The organism is Phyllobacterium sp. CL33Tsu (assembly GCF_900113985.1).
GTDB classification, from domain to species: domain Bacteria; phylum Pseudomonadota; class Alphaproteobacteria; order Rhizobiales; family Rhizobiaceae; genus Phyllobacterium; species Phyllobacterium pellucidum.
Genome location: NZ_FORJ01000001.1, coordinates 812324 through 828324 on the forward strand (window position 1 = coordinate 812324; position 16001 = coordinate 828324).

12 protein-coding genes and 1 pseudogene are annotated in these 16001 nt (G+C 58.6%); 7 read left to right on the forward strand and 6 right to left on the reverse strand.

The window, feature by feature from the left end; translation table 11 throughout:
* Positions 1-795: 795 nt before the first annotated feature.
* The 3 genes and pseudogenes from dnaA to recF form a co-directional block, all read left to right on the forward strand.
* Positions 796-2253: pseudogene (gene dnaA / locus BM074_RS04050) on the forward strand (chromosomal replication initiator protein DnaA); the annotation flags it as partial.
* A gap of 179 nt (positions 2254-2432) precedes the next feature.
* Positions 2433-3551, forward strand: coding sequence for a DNA polymerase III subunit beta (dnaN, locus tag BM074_RS04055; protein WP_091919908.1), 1119 nt, complete (start codon positions 2433-2435; stop codon positions 3549-3551).
* A 111-nt stretch (positions 3552-3662) separates the two neighbouring features.
* Positions 3663-4811, forward strand: a complete 1149-nt coding sequence (gene recF / locus BM074_RS04060) for a DNA replication/repair protein RecF (protein ID WP_091919910.1) — start codon at positions 3663-3665, stop codon at positions 4809-4811.
* A gap of 3 nt (positions 4812-4814) precedes the next feature.
* Here the strand turns inward: recF and BM074_RS04065 are convergent, their stop codons facing one another.
* Both BM074_RS04065 and BM074_RS04070 read right to left on the reverse strand, forming a co-directional pair.
* On the reverse strand, positions 4815-5978 hold the full coding sequence (locus BM074_RS04065; protein WP_091919912.1) for an FUSC family protein: 1164 nt from the start codon (positions 5976-5978) through the stop codon (positions 4815-4817).
* 93 nt (positions 5979-6071) lie between these two features.
* On the reverse strand, positions 6072-7460 hold the full coding sequence (locus BM074_RS04070) for a DUF1254 domain-containing protein (protein WP_244532769.1): 1389 nt from the start codon (positions 7458-7460) through the stop codon (positions 6072-6074).
* A gap of 428 nt (positions 7461-7888) precedes the next feature.
* On the opposite strand from BM074_RS04070, the gene BM074_RS04075 reads away from it, so the two are divergent.
* On the forward strand, positions 7889-9550 hold the full coding sequence (locus tag BM074_RS04075; protein ID WP_091919914.1) for an L-lactate permease: 1662 nt from the start codon (positions 7889-7891) through the stop codon (positions 9548-9550).
* Positions 9551-9602: 52 nt separating this feature from the next.
* Here the strand turns inward: BM074_RS04075 and BM074_RS04080 are convergent, their stop codons facing one another.
* Positions 9603-10367, reverse strand: coding sequence for an SDR family oxidoreductase (locus BM074_RS04080; RefSeq protein ID WP_091919916.1), 765 nt, complete (start codon positions 10365-10367; stop codon positions 9603-9605).
* 210 nt (positions 10368-10577) lie between these two features.
* Between BM074_RS04080 and BM074_RS04085 the strand changes: the two genes are divergently transcribed.
* Both BM074_RS04085 and BM074_RS04090 read left to right on the forward strand, forming a co-directional pair.
* Complete coding sequence (locus BM074_RS04085; RefSeq protein WP_091919918.1) at positions 10578-11288, forward strand: glutathione S-transferase N-terminal domain-containing protein; 711 nt, start codon at positions 10578-10580, stop codon at positions 11286-11288.
* A gap of 24 nt (positions 11289-11312) precedes the next feature.
* Positions 11313-12359, forward strand: coding sequence for a LacI family DNA-binding transcriptional regulator (locus tag BM074_RS04090; protein WP_091919920.1), 1047 nt, complete (start codon positions 11313-11315; stop codon positions 12357-12359).
* On the opposite strand, the gene BM074_RS04095 is transcribed toward BM074_RS04090, so the two are convergent.
* The 3 genes from BM074_RS04095 to BM074_RS04105 form a co-directional block, all read right to left on the reverse strand.
* Positions 12356-12682 (reverse strand): MocE family 2Fe-2S type ferredoxin, encoded by a 327-nt coding sequence (locus BM074_RS04095; RefSeq protein WP_091919922.1) that lies wholly within the window; start codon positions 12680-12682, stop codon positions 12356-12358. The two genes, BM074_RS04090 and BM074_RS04095, sit on opposite strands and share 4 nt — an antisense overlap.
* A gap of 25 nt (positions 12683-12707) precedes the next feature.
* The gene (locus BM074_RS04100; RefSeq protein WP_091919924.1) at positions 12708-13784 is read right to left on the reverse strand and encodes a fatty acid desaturase family protein; all 1077 of its coding nucleotides are present in this window, start codon (positions 13782-13784) and stop codon (positions 12708-12710) included.
* Between the two features lie 208 nt (positions 13785-13992).
* On the reverse strand, positions 13993-14265 hold the full coding sequence (locus BM074_RS04105; RefSeq protein WP_027230449.1) for an usg protein: 273 nt from the start codon (positions 14263-14265) through the stop codon (positions 13993-13995).
* Positions 14266-14371: 106 nt separating this feature from the next.
* On the opposite strand from BM074_RS04105, the gene groL reads away from it, so the two are divergent.
* Positions 14372-16000: a chaperonin GroEL gene (gene groL / locus BM074_RS04110; protein ID WP_091919926.1), complete on the forward strand. Its 1629-nt coding sequence runs from the start codon at positions 14372-14374 to the stop codon at positions 15998-16000.
* Position 16001: the final 1 nt, after the last annotated feature.

Consider the following 16001-nt stretch of genomic DNA (forward strand, 5'->3'; position numbering starts at 1 on the left):
CAAATCGATTAGGACAAAAAGCGTCAATCATCAATTTGTGTGTTTTTTCAACGGGTTATAAAAGGTAGTAATTATAACTCGGGACCGTCCGGTGGAATCTCCGACCACACCCGCTGTCAAGCGTAAATTTATAAATTTTTTTTCTGTGTGTCTGGTCGCAGTGCAACAAAATCTGAGCCTCAAAAAAAGCCTTGAATCCGAACGGTTTTTCCAAGTTGAGCCGGGGACACTTAAAAAAAATCAAATTCCATTAACCTTTTATTCATCAAAAAACCCTTGGGCCGGACTTGCTCTTCCTGCAAAGGTTTTTGTAAGGTCCAAGACATCGAAGGGGTGGGCAAAACCCATTTAACAGGCTTATTAAATAGTGGGTTCGGGCGCAGATTTGACCGTTTGCGTAACGAGTGGTTTTTGTCAGTACTCAGCCCATCGGGGTTGGGTTGTTTCATAAATCGAGCGGGTTGGCGACGCTGGCGTGAGCCGGGCGTAAGGCTTTACGCGCCTAACGAGAGGGATGCGAACGTGGTTGTGACAGATATTCTGAACAAGTCTTATTCAGTACAACACTGCGTGATCGCCAAATCCTCAATCTGTTAGTTACGGCATTAACCAGACGGGCCACTGGGGCGGCTCGTCGGTCATCACTGCCTGACGGTGATACGTCGGCAAATATAAAACACGGGCGTCTCTACGACCCGAATGAAATACCAGGATGAGGCGATGACAATGACCAGCGGAATAATGGAAAACGGCACAAATGCCATGGTCCCGCTCCATGTGGATGAGGGGAAAGACATGGCTTCGGCCGGCAGCGAAATGATATTCGAGCGTGTCAAAAGCAAGCTCAAGGCGAAACTCGGCAGCGAGGTCTATTCGAGCTGGTTCGGCCGCTTGAAACTCGACGAAACGTCGAAGAGCATCGTCCGGCTGTCCGTGCCGACCGCCTTCCTGCGCTCGTGGATCAACAATCATTATTCCGACATGATCACCGCGCTCTGGCGCGAGGAAGAAGAGCAGGTTCTGAAGGTCGAGATCGTCTTCCGCAGCGCCAGCCGTGCCATCCGGCCGATCTGTGACGCCGAGGCACCCCAGCGTGCCGAGACCCGTGCGCTGGCCCGTGAGAAGCCGGTGTTCCCGGTCGGCACCACCTCGCAGGAAAAGAAGGCTCCAGCGCATTTCGCCGATCGTTCGCAGAACTCGGTTTTTGGCTCGCCGCTTGATCCGCGCTATACGTTCGAGACATTCGTCGATGGTACGCCAAACCGCGTGGCGCTTGCTGCGGCGCGCACCATCGCCGATGCCGGCGCCAGCGCCGTCCGCTTCAATCCGCTGTTCATTCATGCGTCAGTCGGGCTCGGCAAGACCCATCTCCTGCAGGCTATCGCCGCAGAGGCGCTGAAGCGTCCGGAGCGCGCCCGCGTCGTCTATCTCACCGCCGAATATTTCATGTGGCGCTTTGCGACAGCAATCCGCGACAACAATGCGCTGTCGTTCAAGGAACAGCTTCGCGATATCGACCTTCTGATCATCGACGACATGCAATTCCTGCAGGGTAAGTCGATCCAGCACGAATTCTGCCACCTGATCAATACGCTGCTCGACAGTGCCAAGCAGGTCGTCGTTGCTGCCGACCGTCCGCCTTCCGAGCTTGAATCGTTGGATGCACGCGTGCGCTCACGGCTGCAGGGCGGCGTTGCCCTGGAAATGATTTCGCCGGACTATGCGATGCGTCTCGAAATCCTCAAGCGCCGTCTCGCTGCTGCCCAGCTCGAAGATCATTCGTTGGATATTTCCATGGAAATTCTCGACCATGTCGCCCAGTCCGTGACCGGCAGCGGCCGCGAACTTGAAGGCGCGTTCAACCAGCTGCTGTTCCGCCAGACGTTCGAACCGAACCTTTCCGTCGACCGCGTTGATGAACTCCTCAGCCATCTGATGCGTGGCGGCGATGCCAAGCGCATCCGCATCGAGGAAATCCAGCGCATCGTCGCTCGCCACTACAACGTATCGAAGCAGGACCTCTTGTCGAACCGGCGTACACGCACGATCGTCAAGCCGCGCCAGATCGCCATGTACCTGGCCAAAATGCTGACGCCGCGTTCCCTGCCGGAAATCGGCCGTCGTTTCGGGGGTCGCGATCATACCACTGTCCTTCATGCCGTGCGCAAGATCGAGGACATCGTCGGCAAGGACCAGAAACTCTCGCAGGAACTCGAACTGTTGAAGCGCCTGATCAACGAACAGGCCCAATAGGACACATCTTATCAACAGAAAGCCTGCGGTATGGTACGCTGATGCCTGCCGCAGGCTTGCTTTTTAAGGCGAAGTTCTGCCAATTTGCTTGACCCTGGGGAATAAGCGCCCCGCACCGGAGGAGGATTGCAGATACGCCGCCCTCCTGCCGGAATAGAAGTCAGCGAGACCGGTTTATCATGCGTGTAACTCTTGAACGTTCCAACCTTCTGAAGTCGCTCAATCATGTCCACCGCGTGGTCGAACGGCGCAATACCATTCCGATCCTGTCGAATGTCCTGCTCAATGGCGACGGCGCCAGCCTCGCCTTGAAGGCCACCGACCTCGATCTCGAAGTGACGGAAGCAACAAGCGCGCAAATCGAGCAATCCGGTGCGACGACTGTTCCGGCCCACCTCCTCTACGACATCGTCCGTAAGTTGCCGGACGGCGCAGAGGTGATGCTGGCCACCAATACGGATGGGAATTCCATGGCCGTCACGTCCGGCCGTTCGAACTTCCGCCTGCAGTGCCTGCCGCAGTCCGACTTTCCGGAGCTGACCGCTGGCTCGTTCAGCCACACCTTCCGCATGCCGTCGAGCGCGCTGAAAAGCCTCATCGAGCGCACGCAATTTGCCATCTCCACCGAAGAGACGCGATATTATCTCAACGGCATCTATTTTCATGCCATCGAGAGCGACGGCAAGCTGAAGCTGCGCGCTGTCGCCACCGACGGCCATCGTCTTGCCCGCGCCGAACTCGAGGCGCCTGCCGGTGCCGAGGGCATGCCGGGGATCATCATCCCGCGCAAGACCGTCGCTGAGTTGCAGAAGCTCGTCGACGATCCGGATATTACGGTGACTGTCGAACTCTCCGAAACCAAGATCCGCTTCACCATTGGATCGGTCGTCCTTACCTCGAAGCTCATCGACGGCACGTTCCCGGATTATCAGCGCGTCATCCCCTCGGGCAATGACAAGAAGCTGTCGATCGACCGGCAAAGCTTTGCTTCGGCTGTCGATCGTGTCTCGACGATCTCGAGCGAGCGCGGCCGTGCCGTAAAGCTTACGATCGGCGATGGACTGCTGACGCTGACCGTCAACAACCCGGACTCCGGCAGTGCCACCGATGAAATTGCCGCAGATTATGACGCCGATCCGATCGAGATCGGCTTCAATGCCAAGTATCTCCTCGATATCACCGCGCAGTTGACCGGTACCGAGGCGGTGTTCATGCTGGCCGATGCGGGTTCACCGACACTGGTGCGCGATACGGGCGATGAAAATGCGCTCTATGTCCTCATGCCGATGCGGGTTTAGGGCGATCGCCAGCATTCAATGGGTGATCGTGTGAAAATCCCGTCACCCTCCTCTGCGTGGAAGCGCAGTCGGAGGTCGAGCGGCCTTCCAGGCGGCATACAGTAGGCCTGCATGGAAAACAGTCTCCCACCAGCGCGCGTTTCGATCAGCCGGCTGAAGCTCGCCAACTTACGCAACTATGAAAGCCTCTCGCTGCGGCTCGGGCCATCGCATGTGGTGTTGACGGGTGAAAACGGTGCGGGGAAGACCAATCTCCTCGAAGCGATTTCGTTTCTTTCGCCTGGCCGTGGATTGCGCCGCGCCGTTTATACGGATGTAACTCGCAACGGAGCGCCTGACGGTTTTGCCATCCATGCCGCCATTGAAACGGAGGAAGGCTCGGTCGATGTCGGAACCGGCCTTGCCGGCAATGCGCCGGGCGAAAGCGGACGGCGCGTCCGCGTCAACGGTGTCACCGCCGCAAGCGCCGATGAACTTCTCGACTACGCGCGTATCCTCTGGCTCGTGCCGGCGATGGACGGCCTCTTTACTGGCCCCTCCGCCGACAGGCGGCGTTTTCTCGACCGCATGGTTCTCGCCATAGACCCGGCTCATGGCAAGCGCGTTCTCGATTATGAAAAGGCGATGCGCAGCCGTAATCGACTGCTTACCGAAGAGCGCTCCGACGACGCCTGGCTCGATGCAATAGAGACGCCGATGGCCGAACTCGGCATAGCGATTGCCGCAGCGCGCGCCGAACTGATGCGGCTGATCAATGACATGATCGAACGCTCGCCCGACGGCAGTCCCTTCCCCAAGGCCGATTGCCTCATCGAGGGCGAACTTGAGCAGCGCATCGGCATCGAGGCGGCAACCGATGTGGAGGAGATTTTCAGGCGAGCGCTCCGTGATGGCAGAAGCCGCGACCGCGCCGCCGGGCGCACGCTCGACGGGCCGCACCGCTCCGATCTCCTCGTCCGCCACCGGCCAAAAGCGATGCCTGCTGAACTATGCTCGACAGGTGAGCAGAAGGCGCTGCTGATTGGCCTTATCCTTGCGCATGCGCGGCTGACGGGAAAGCTTGCCGGTATGGCGCCGATCCTGCTGCTCGACGAGATTGCCGCGCATCTCGACGAGGGCCGCCGGGCGGCCCTGTTCGACATTATCGAGGAACTTGGCGGCCAGGCTTTCATGACCGGTACGGACACCTCGCTGTTCGACAGCCTTCGCGGACGGGCGCAATTCTTCAACGTGTCGCATGGTGCGGTCGCGCCGAATTGATCGCTATTCCCTCGGCATGTTGTCTGGTTCGGTCGCCATTCCAACTTTTGGCGGCGATTTATCTGCGAAAAGCAGATGCCAGGCGAGCAGAACTGGCTCGAGGATTACGATGCCGAGCAAAATTCCAGCCAGGCGGTTCAAACCCGGCTCCGGCGCGGCATTCATGTAGTTGTCGGGAACGAGAACGACAAGGAAAGCAAGCGCGAACTGGATGCCGATATAGCTCGTCGCCGGATTGCCGTTCTCGACGTGCCGTCCGACGATAACGGCAACGCAAAGGGCAAGCGTCATAAGCAACGGCGAGTGATGGCTGCTCAACAGGACCGCGATGGCGAGCACGCCGCCGGCAGCGCAACCGACAAAGCGCATCGCGATCTTCGAGGTGACCGGATTCAATACGCTTGATTCAAGCGTTGCCACCGGCAACAGCATGACGGCCATGATGGTGACGCTCGACTGGCTGAGCGAGGCAAAGCCGGTCCACCGCCAGATGAACGGAATGAACGCCAGCGCGATCCCGGCCTGGAGCGCGTGAAGCGCAGCGCCCTTGTGCCAAAGCGTTGCCGCCGGGGTCGCGAGGGGCGTCGCAGTTTTCGGCTCGTCTCGCCGCAGCGCGCGGCGAATGGTCCAATTGGACAAGGCGCTGACGATGATGCAGGCAAATGTGCCTGCAAGGATTTCGACGATACGCGACCGGGCAAAGGGAACGACCGAGTTTGCGGGCTGCATCATGCCTTCGATCAGGATCATGCAGAAGGTAAGTCCCGTAAAAAGCCAGGCATAGCTGCGCCGGCTGACAAGCGCGAAATAGAGCGTCGTTGCCCCGATCAGCGCCAAAGCCATGGCGAGCGGCAATGGTTTGTCGGCGATAAGCGGCGCGAAGATAAGCGCAACGATCGCGCCTGCTATCGTTCCCGTGATCCGCAGCGTCCCGCGCATGACATTTTCCGACAGCCGCGAGCGCATGACCGCATAGCCGCTGAATGCCGCCCACCCGACATATTGCGCCCCAAGGGCATGGGCGAAGACAATTGCAAGCAGCACCGACAGGACGCATTCAAGCTCGTCGACGAGCCGGGGCCCCGGGCGGCCGACCGAACGGAGTTCATCCGTGATCGCCTTCCAAAGGCTGCGGGAGACACCGAAGAGATGCCGAATGAAGTTCATGGGGATGTTTTAGAGTTTTGCGCACTTAAATAGAAGCGCTCCAGGGATACAAACGCGCGGCGCCGTTGCCAGCGCCGCGGGGCAGAGTTGCTGTTACTGCGTCACCAAGGGCTGCAAGGCAGGCGCGACAATGACGGCCGGCGGGTTCCATTTTCCCGTGAGGGCCTCGGATCGCGGCCCATAGAGCCGCATCGTCAGGTTGAACGGACCTTCAGGCGCGGGCAACCAGTTGGCTTCCTTGTCGGCGCCAGGGCTCTTGTTCTGGAAGTAGAGATCGAGCGAACCGTCGGCATTATAGCTGAACGGCATCCAACTGCTGACAGCAAAGCGATTGAGCGGATTGCCAACCTGGAAGCCCTCCATATCATAGAGCGTGACCGACCAGAATGCATCGACCGGCGGGAGTGATTGCTTGTCGAAATGCAGGGTGTAATTCCGGGCGCCGGTCAGAGGATCGCCTTTTTCATCAGCGAGATTGAGCGGGTAGATCGCGTCCTCAGGCAGGTTTGCACCCAGACCGAGTTGCGCAACAATGGCCCGCTTGAGGTAGTAATTGCCGTAAACGCCCATCGTATCGGTATTCATCGACCAATAATTGGCGACGCGAGCAAGCGTCGGCACCTTCCACTCCATAAGCTTTCGCGCTTGGGCGGGCACGTCTTGCAGCCCTTTTGCAACGGCCGGATCGAGCTTGCCTGCGTCGAAGCTCTTGCCGGGTTCGATGCCGATCCGCTTCATGCGTGCGATGATCGGCTGATCGGTGATATGCGGCGGATTGATTTTCAAGACGTCGGCCGCGTAGGCGAAGAATTCGTTTGCGGACATGCTGTCGACTGTCTTTTTAGGCGGCGTCTTCATATCGACCGAGGGATCGACCGTCACCTTGGCGGCTTCTGCAGTCTTTCCCCATTGCGATAGCGGAGTGATCTTGTAGCCCGCCTGGATCTTGTGAACCGCGTCGTAGTCTTCCGGTCCATCGGTCTTGGTACGGCCGATGATCCAGACATGGGGTGTCGGCGCGTCTATCCGCTGGAGGCCATCTGGCAGATCTTTGCCTTGCCAGCCGGGTGGCACCAGCACGTAATCGGCCTTGGCCGTACCAGTGGTCCGCCAGCCGGGTGATGCGAAGACGTCCGACCACAGGTCGAGCATGGGAAGGAGGTAATAGCGCCCGCCGGTATCGGGTGCGGATACGACCATAGGCTCCTTGGTCATGTCGAGCCAGGCGGAGGAATAGAGCGTGTCGAAGTTGGGCCTGACCACATCGCGGTAGTCTGCGGTCGGAAATTCCGGAACGTTGACGAAGGTGTTGGCCGGCCCTCGCCCCATGACTTTACCGGCCTCTATATTTGTTGCTTGCCGCCGCGTCACGTCCATCGTCACCATGGGATAGAAGTAGACATAGGCATCTATGCCGATCGTCGCGGCCTCCTCCTCGGTAATAGCGTCAGCTGCTGCTGCGCCATGAACCAATGCGCCCATAACAATGAGCGCGGCAGCCACTTGGCTTATTATTCTCACTTTCATGTTGGCCTCCGTTGGAAGTCCGCGCGCCATTCATTGGTTTCATGCAATGGGCTTGCGTCCGGTTTTCTTGAGATCGTCTGTTCGCGTCACAAGCTGCGACGCCGATGCGGCATGACACTGCGTGGAAGATTTGCGTGAGTTGGAACTGCATCCCAGCAAAAGCATTCTGCTTTCATTGGTGACCAGCAACCCGTTCACACGCAAGTATGTTACGGTAACACACGTCTGGATTGTGTTGAGTTGCTTCGAGACGTCGGCGAAAGGCGCCGGACTTATCAAACGCTTTGTGAGTAAGTCGCCTTGCAATATTGGACTTTTGACATACCAACTAGGGACAAGACCGATTCATCTGCCACATACATTCGTCATGGAGCGTATTCAACATGTGGAATCAGGTTTATAACCCCTTCAATAACGCCGTTCTATCGACTATCGCCGCATCGATACCTGTTGTCGTGCTGCTTGCGATGATCGCCTCGAATAAGGTCAAGGTGCACATCGCAGCAATCATCGCCCTGGTCGTTGCCAATCTTGTCGCCATCTTTATCTTCACAATGCCTGCCGGCATGTCGGTCAGGGCATCGCTGCTTGGCGTTGTAACCGGCTTCTTTCCGATTGGCTGGATCGTCCTCAACGTCATATTTCTCTACAGGCTGACCGTCGAGAAGGGCATCTTCGAGACGCTGCAAAACACGATCGGCGGCGTTACCCGGGACAGGCGCCTGCAGATCCTGCTGATCGCCTTTTCGTTCGGCGCCTTCTTCGAGGGTGCGTCGGGATTTGGCACGCCCGTCGCAGTCACCGCGGCGATCCTTATCGGCCTCGGCTTTTCGCCGCTTGCCGCATCGGGCCTGTCGCTGATTGCCAACACCGCCCCGGTGGCCTACGGCGCGCTCGGCACACCTATCGCCGGCCTGTCGAGCGTGACCGGCATTGACCCATTTCTGCTCGGCGCCATGGTGGGACGGCAATTGCCGTTTTTCTCACTGATCATACCGTTCTGGGTCGTCTGGGCGTTTGCCGGCTGGCGAGGCATGAAGGAAGTTTGGCCTGCCATTCTCGTCACCGGCGTTTCCTTCGCTGTGCCGCAATTCCTGATATCCAATTTCGTCAACCCCTGGATCGTCGATATCGGCGCTTCCCTGATCTCCATGGCCTGCCTCATAGGCTTTCTTCGCATCTGGCAGCCGCAAGTCATCTGGACCTCGGCCAAGCTGCGTATTCGCGACGACTCGGCAAGCCAGGTTCCACCGGTGAAGACAACCAAACGTGAGCCGACGCGAAAGGAGGTCTGGGCCTCACTGACGCCGTGGATCATCGTCTGCGCAGTGCTTCTGCTTTGGGGTACTGATTGGTTCAAGGGCATGGTCAATCCATGGGCGACGTTGAGCTACGAGGTGCCGGGCCTTAACAACCAGATCATGAAAGTCGCGCCGATTGCTGCCACCCCGACGCCGGAAAAGGCAGTCTTTGCCTTCACCTGGCTCTCCTTTACCGGGTCCGGCATGCTGATCGCCGCCATCATTTCCGGCTTCATCATGGGTTACAAACCACTTGAATTGATCACGGCCTATGGCCGCACGATAAAGCTGTGCGCCTACTCGCTGATCACGATCTCGGCGATGCTTGCCATCGGAACGCTCACCCGCCTCTCCGGCATCGATGCGACGCTCGGCCTCGCCTTCGCCGCGACCGGTGTGCTCTATCCCTTCTTCGGAACCTTGCTCGGCTGGCTGGGCGTCGCCCTGACGGGATCGGATACCGCCTCCAACGTGCTCTTCGGCAATCTGCAGAAGATTACCTCCGAACAACTCGGTCTTTCACCGATACTGATGAGCGCGGCCAATTCGTCAGGCGGCGTCATGGGCAAGATGATCGATGCCCAGTCGATCGTCGTCGCCTCCACCGCTACCAACTGGTACGGGCATGAGGGGACGATCCTGCGCTTTGTCTTCAAGCATTCGATCGTGCTGGCCTGCCTCGTCGGCACTCTGGTGATGCTCCAAGCCTATGTGTTCACCTGGATGATTGTCACGCCGCCTTGATTTTGGCCCTCGAGCCTGACCAGTGCGGGCCCGAGGATCAACGTCGAGCAGATTACGTCCGTGTGATCGAGACACCGCCATCGACCAGCGAGGCCGTGCCGGTCACGAACGAAGCGTCGTCGGAGGCCAGGTAGAGCACGGAGCGCGCCAGTTCCTCCGCGGTCGCGACCCGCTTCAAGGCATGAAGGTTGGTGATGAATGCCTTTGACTCAGGCGTATTGTTCATCTCGCGGTACATGTCCGTATCGACCGCACCTGGCAGGATCGCATTGACGCGTATATTCTGCGGTCCGTACTCGGCGGCCAGCGACTGGGTGAGGCCTATAATGCCGGATTTGCTGGCGGCATAGGCGGCAACGCCCGGAAATGCGAAGCTGTAGCCGACGAAGGTGGACGTGAAGATGATCGATCCGCCACCGTGCTTCAGCATCTCCGCGACCTGATGCTTGGCGGCAAGGAAAGAGCCCGTCAGGTTGATCGCAATGGCATCGTTCCAGCCTGCTTCAGAAACGCCGGTTGTTGGGCCCGCTTCTCCCATAACGCCGGCATTGTTGAAGGCGATGTCGAGCCTGCCGTAATGTTCCGCAGCGAGTTGGACGAGGCCCTTGGCATAATCTTCCGAACGCACGTCGCCGGCAAGGGCAACGGCATCGCCGCCATCGCTCTCGATTTCGAGCACCAGTGCGTCAAGCTCTTCCTTGCGCCGCGCGCCGACGACAAGCTTTGCGCCCTCCTTGGCGAACAGCTTTGCCGTCGCCCGACCGATACCGGCGCTCGCACCGGTAACGATCGCCACTTTTCCAGATAATCTGCTCATGTTCTTCTCCTGATGTCTGATGTGGGCTGAGGGTCAGCCGCTATTGTTGGACTTGATAGTGGTGATTGGCCTCGGTTCGAAGTAGGTGGCAGATGGCGGAACTGGTTTTCGGAAAAGCCGAACAATCACAGGAACTCGCCAACGTGGATGCGCGTTCGCCTGCATGCTAGCCTACCCGCTCCAGAATCAAATCCCCCCAAGGAGACGTGAATGTCCGATCTATCCGCTTTCCCCATTGCCGGCCGTTGGCCGGCACAATATCCGGACCGGCTGCAGCTTTATTCTTTTCCGACCCCGAACGGGGTCAAGGTGTCGATCGCGCTGGAAGAACTTGGGCTGCCCTACGAGCCGCATGCGGTCAATATCGGCAAGAATGAAAGCTGGACGCCGGAGTTCCTGTCGCTCAATCCCAACGGCAAGATCCCCGCGATCATCGATCCCGATGGTCCGGGCGGCAAGCCGCTCGGCCTCTTCGAATCCGGCGCCATCCTGCTTTATCTCGCCGAGAAGACCGGCAAGCTCATTCCCGCGGATCCGAGCCTGCGGTACGAGACCATCCAGTGGGTTTTCTTCCAGATGGCCGCAATCGGGCCGATGTTCGGACAGGTCGGATTCTTTCACAAGTTCGCAGGCCGCGAGATCGAGGACAAGCGGCCGCTCCAACGCTACGTTGATGAATCGAAGCGCCTGCTCGGCGTAATCGAAACGCGGCTCAGCGGGCGTGAATGGATCATGGGCGACGAATACAGCATAGCCGATATCTCCATGCTCGGCTGGGTGCGCAACCTTGTCGGGTTCTACGGCGCGCGGGAAATCGTTGATTTCGACGGGCTGAAATATGTCCCCGGCTGGCTGGAGCGCGGACTTGCCCGGCCCGCCGTGCAGCGTGGCCTCGATATTCCACAGCGTCCGGCAGCCTAGCGCCATGCAGCCTCGGAGCGGTTGATGGCGCGTAAGAAGGTCATACTGAGCGAGGTTGCCGAGCTTGCGGGAGTTGGTGTCGCTACGGTCGATCGTCTGCTCAATGAGCGCGGCAACGTCAAACCGGAAACAGCCTTGAAGATCATTCGGGCTGCGCGACAGCTCGGTCTGCAGCGCATCCTGCCCGCGACCTATCATAAGGGCCTGCGCCTGGAGGTAATCTTGGCGCGGCCGTATTTGCCCCTGATCAAGCGCATGAACCAGGCGTTCATGCAGCTTGCACCCAGCCTCGACCGCTCGGTTACCATTCAGCGTAGCTTGCTCAAGGACGACAAAGCGGAACACATTGCCGAGCGTATCCGCGCCACGACTTGCAATGCCGTGATCATCTATGCGCAGGAGGATCCCGCGATCATCGGCGCCGTCGGCGCCATAACCGCAGCGGGTATTCCGGTGATCACCGTCATCTCCGACCTGCCAACCTCAGCGCGCTTCGCCTATGCCGGAATAGACCATTACGCTGCGGGGCGGACGGCGGGCTACTTCATGGCGAAGTTTGCGCGGCAACCGGGTCGCGTCATTGCCCTGTGCTATGACCTCGGAATCAGGGGCCATGCCGACCGCATTCGGGGTTTGACAGATGCAATGAATGTCCACGGCGCCGGGCTTAAACTGGCGGAGCGTCTTGAGGGGCGCGACGATTCTGAAATTTCCGAGCGGCTCCTCGTCGATGCACTGAAACGTCACCGCGATATTGTCGGCGTCTATAATGCCGGTGCTCCGAATGACGCCGTTGAACTCGCCCTTCGCAAGAGCGCGCTGCAGCAACAACCCATCTTCATCGGGCACGAGCTGACCCCGCAATCGTGTAAAATGTTGCAAGAGGGTACGATGACGCTCGCCATCGACCAGAACCCGCAGCAGCAGGCGCGGCTCGCGGTCGACATCCTGCTGCACCACTTCGGCTATGCCGAGCATCCCGAATTCAAGACACCTTATAGCGCGACGATCGACTTCACGCTGCACGGACCGGAGAATGTCGGGAAGACATCCGATCGCACGGCAAGCTAACCAACGGAGATGAGGACTTTCCCGTATTCGACCTTGACCGGATACGTACGCAGGTTCACGCAGACAGGAGCGCCCTTGGCCGCGCCGGTTCGGTAATCGAAGCGGCCATTATGCTTTGGGCACTCAATGATGTTGTCCATGACGAGCCCGTCAGCAAGATGCACCTTCTCATGGGTGCAGAGGCCATCGGTGGCATAATACTCGTCGTCCGGCGAGCGGAAGATTGCGAAAGTGCGACCGTCGTGGTCAAAGCGGATAACATCCTCCTCGTCGATGTCATCGGCGTCGCACGCTTCGATCCAGGTCTTCGAAACAGCATTCATCGTCAGTTCTCCTCAAAATTATTGTTCACTCGGCGGGCGCGGCAAAGCGCATATCGGGTGCGGCCCGAATCGTTCCCGGCAGCGGCCGCTGGACAAAATAGCCGGGGTACTTCACCTGCCTGATCAGCGCCGGGATGATTTCGCGGTAAACGGCCCAGATGGACGGATAGACCGGAGGGCACTGGTCCTTGATCATGGCATGCAGTTGCGGGAGGGCATAAAACGGCACCATAGGGAACATGTGGTGCTCGATGTGGTAGTTCATATTGATGTAGAGGAAGCGGAACACAGGATTGATCTCGAATGTCCGCGTGTTGAGCCGGTGGTCGTAGACATCCTCGTCGAGCCCCGCATGCTGCGTGATGTTGAAGAGCTGTGCCAGCGGACCGCCATAAAAGCGCGGCAGGACGATGAACAGGGCAGGCAGGATCGAGGCAAAATACCAGCAGGCGGCTCCGGTCGCGACGAAGATCGCAACGTGGATGCGTGACGACCAGAACACCTTGGGCTTTTCGCTGTCAGGAACGAAGTGACGGCCTTCCTCGTTCAGGCTGCCACAGGCGTGGCGCAGGATCGACGCCATCTGGATCAGGCCGGACTTCAGGAAGAAGAAATCGAGAATGATACCTGGAATATCGGGCGGACGCGGCACTGCAATCTCGGGGTCGCGGCCGACGATGATCGTGTCTGTATGATGCCGCGAATGGCTCCAGCGCCAGTAAAAACCCTCATGCAGGGTCATGAAGCCGTTGAGGTGGTAAAGCGCCTCGTTGATCCAGCGCGTCTTGAATGGCGTCCCGTGCGAGAGTTCATGAGCGCGATGGTCGCTGGCAGCGTAGAGAACACCATAGACGGCGAAAAACGGAATGCACCAAAGCGTGCCCCATGTCAGAAAAGCGCCGGCACCCGATACGGCAAGCAATGCGAGCCAGAGCCCAAAATGGCGCAGCGAGATCAGGTCTGAACGCTTCATCAGCTGCTTGAAGACCTTGCGGTCGACTTTTGCGGAAAACCATTCGGATTCGACCCGGTGCTCGAAGCCATCGTCGGTCAATACTGCGGCGCGCGCTGCGTCGCCAACAAGCGCATAGCTTTTCGTCATTTGATTATCCTCCGCAACTGCGCCCCGCCGGCCTCTTATTGCCCGTGCATCGAAATTACCTTTCCGAATGCAGCCCGGTCCATTTGGATATTGATGGTTTTCCATCATCTCGCCTGTGGGCGGGCGGATTGTCCGGAAGATATTTCAAATAGGGAGAACAGGCCCGATGCGCCCTTATCGGCGCTGAAGCGTTCCAGGGGCGCCGCAATCAATGCAGCGATATGATGCCGTCCACTGCGCGCCATTCACGCGGCGAAATCAGGTGCTGGTGGACGATCCGGACTGAGTGCAGCGGCCCCTCGATGTCCTTGCACCAGAAATCAAGAAAGCCTTTCAATTCCGGGAAAGACGGAGCAAGATCGTATTCCTGCCAAATGTAAAGCTGCAGAAAGCTCGGGTGGTCGGGAAGGCGATAATGTATCTCGGCCGTTGTCAGACCGTAGCCTTTTAGCTGAAGTTCGAATGCTCTGCTTGTTGTCATGAATATTTCCCTTGTGGATCAACTCATGCGTCACTGTGAATCTTGTCAGATTCCGCTGTGTTTTCAAGGAAAATTACAGAACTTGTAAAAGGGAGGAGTGAGGACCATGGCTGCAAAAGAAGTCAAATTCAGCGCCGAAGCGCGCGATCGCATGATGCGCGGCGTCGATATACTTGCCAATGCCGTCAAAGTGACACTCGGTCCCAAGGGCCGCAACGTCGTAATCGAGAAATCCTTCGGAGCGCCGCGCATCACCAAGGATGGCGTCACCGTCGCCAAGGAAATCGAACTCGAGGATAAATTCGAGAACATGGGAGCCCAGCTGCTGCGCGAAGTCGCTTCGAGGACGAGCGATGTTGCCGGTGACGGCACGACGACAGCTACCGTTCTTGCCCAGGCCATCGTGCGCGAGGGCGCGAGGGCTGAAGCTGCGGGCATGAATCCGATGGATTTGAAGCGCGGCATAGATATCGCCGTGGAAGCAGTCGTTGCGGAACTGAAGCGCAATGCCCGTAAAATCTCCAACAATTCCGAAATTGCCCAGGTGGGAACCATCTCCGCCAACGGTGACATAGAAATCGGTCAATATCTGGCCGACGCCATGGGGAAGGTCGGGCACGAAGGCGTCATCACTGTCGAGGAGGCAAAAACCGCCGAGACCGAACTCGAAATCGTCGAGGGCATGCAGTTCGACCGTGGCTACCTCTCCCCCTATTTCGTCACTGACCAGGACAAGATGCGGGTCGAATTCGAAGATCCCTATATCCTCATCCACGAGAAGAAGCTCTCGAACCTTCAGGCAATGCTGCCCATTCTCGAAGCCGTGATCCAGTCGGGAAGTCCGCTGCTGATCATCGCAGAAGATGTGGAGGGCGAGGCATTGGCAACGCTCGTCGTCAACAAATTGCGCGGGGGGTTGAAGGTTGCAGCGGTCAAAGCGCCTGGCTTCGGCGATCGGCGCAAGGCAATGCTCGAGGACATAGCGATCCTGACGGGCGGCACCGCGATTAGCGAAGACCTCGGCATCAAGCTCGAGAACGTCACACTCGACATGCTCGGCCGTGCCAAGAAGACGATCGTCGAGAAGGAAACCACAATTATCGTCAACGGCGGCGGCTCGAAAGCCGATATCGATGCACGTATTGTGCAGATCAAGACCCAGATCGAGGATACGACATCCGACTATGACAAGGAAAAGCTGCAGGAACGGCTTGCCAAACTTGCCGGCGGCGTTGCCGTGATCCGGGTTGGCGGCTCGACCGAGGTCGAGGTGCGCGAACGCAAGGATCGCGTCGACGACGCGCTTCACGCGACACGGGCGGCCGTGGAAGAAGGAATACTTCCCGGTGGCGGCGTTGCGCTCCTGCGTTCAGCCAAAGCGCTTGAGGGCTTGCAGGTCAAGAATGCGGACCAACGCGTCGGTATCGAGATCGTGCGGCGGGCCATCGAGATGCCCGTGCGCCAGATTGCGGAGAATGCCGGCGCGGAGGGCTCGCTGATCGTCGGCAAATTGCGCGAGAATAGCGACTTTGCATTTGGGTGGAACGCCCAGACCGGCGAATATGGCAATCTTTACGAGATGGGCGTGATCGATCCGGCAAAGGTGGTGCGCAGCGCGCTGCAAGGCGCTGCCTCGATTGCGGGTCTCCTCGTCACGACCGAAGCGATGGTCGCCGATATTCCCAAGAAGCCCGCGGCTCCAGCCATGCCTGCGGGCGGCGGTATGGACTACTGAT

Bases quoted from the DNA above. Each gene is read 5' to 3' on its own strand.
- dnaN (WP_091919908.1), top strand. From the start codon at position 2,433: ATGCGTGTAACTCTTGAACGTTCCAACCTTCTGAAGTCGCTCAATCAT.
- recF (WP_091919910.1), top strand. From the start codon at position 3,663: ATGGAAAACAGTCTCCCACCAGCGCGCGTTTCGATCAGCCGGCTGAAG.
- BM074_RS04065 (WP_091919912.1), bottom strand. From the start codon at position 5,978: ATGAACTTCATTCGGCATCTCTTCGGTGTCTCCCGCAGCCTTTGGAAG.
- BM074_RS04070 (WP_244532769.1), bottom strand. From the start codon at position 7,460: ATGGGCGCATTGGTTCATGGCGCAGCAGCAGCTGACGCTATTACCGAG.
- BM074_RS04075 (WP_091919914.1), top strand. From the start codon at position 7,889: ATGTGGAATCAGGTTTATAACCCCTTCAATAACGCCGTTCTATCGACT.
- BM074_RS04080 (WP_091919916.1), bottom strand. From the start codon at position 10,367: ATGAGCAGATTATCTGGAAAAGTGGCGATCGTTACCGGTGCGAGCGCC.
- BM074_RS04085 (WP_091919918.1), top strand. From the start codon at position 10,578: ATGTCCGATCTATCCGCTTTCCCCATTGCCGGCCGTTGGCCGGCACAA.
- BM074_RS04090 (WP_091919920.1), top strand. From the start codon at position 11,313: ATGGCGCGTAAGAAGGTCATACTGAGCGAGGTTGCCGAGCTTGCGGGA.
- BM074_RS04095 (WP_091919922.1), bottom strand. From the start codon at position 12,682: ATGAATGCTGTTTCGAAGACCTGGATCGAAGCGTGCGACGCCGATGAC.
- BM074_RS04100 (WP_091919924.1), bottom strand. From the start codon at position 13,784: ATGACGAAAAGCTATGCGCTTGTTGGCGACGCAGCGCGCGCCGCAGTA.
- BM074_RS04105 (WP_027230449.1), bottom strand. From the start codon at position 14,265: ATGACAACAAGCAGAGCATTCGAACTTCAGCTAAAAGGCTACGGTCTG.
- groL (WP_091919926.1), top strand. From the start codon at position 14,372: ATGGCTGCAAAAGAAGTCAAATTCAGCGCCGAAGCGCGCGATCGCATG.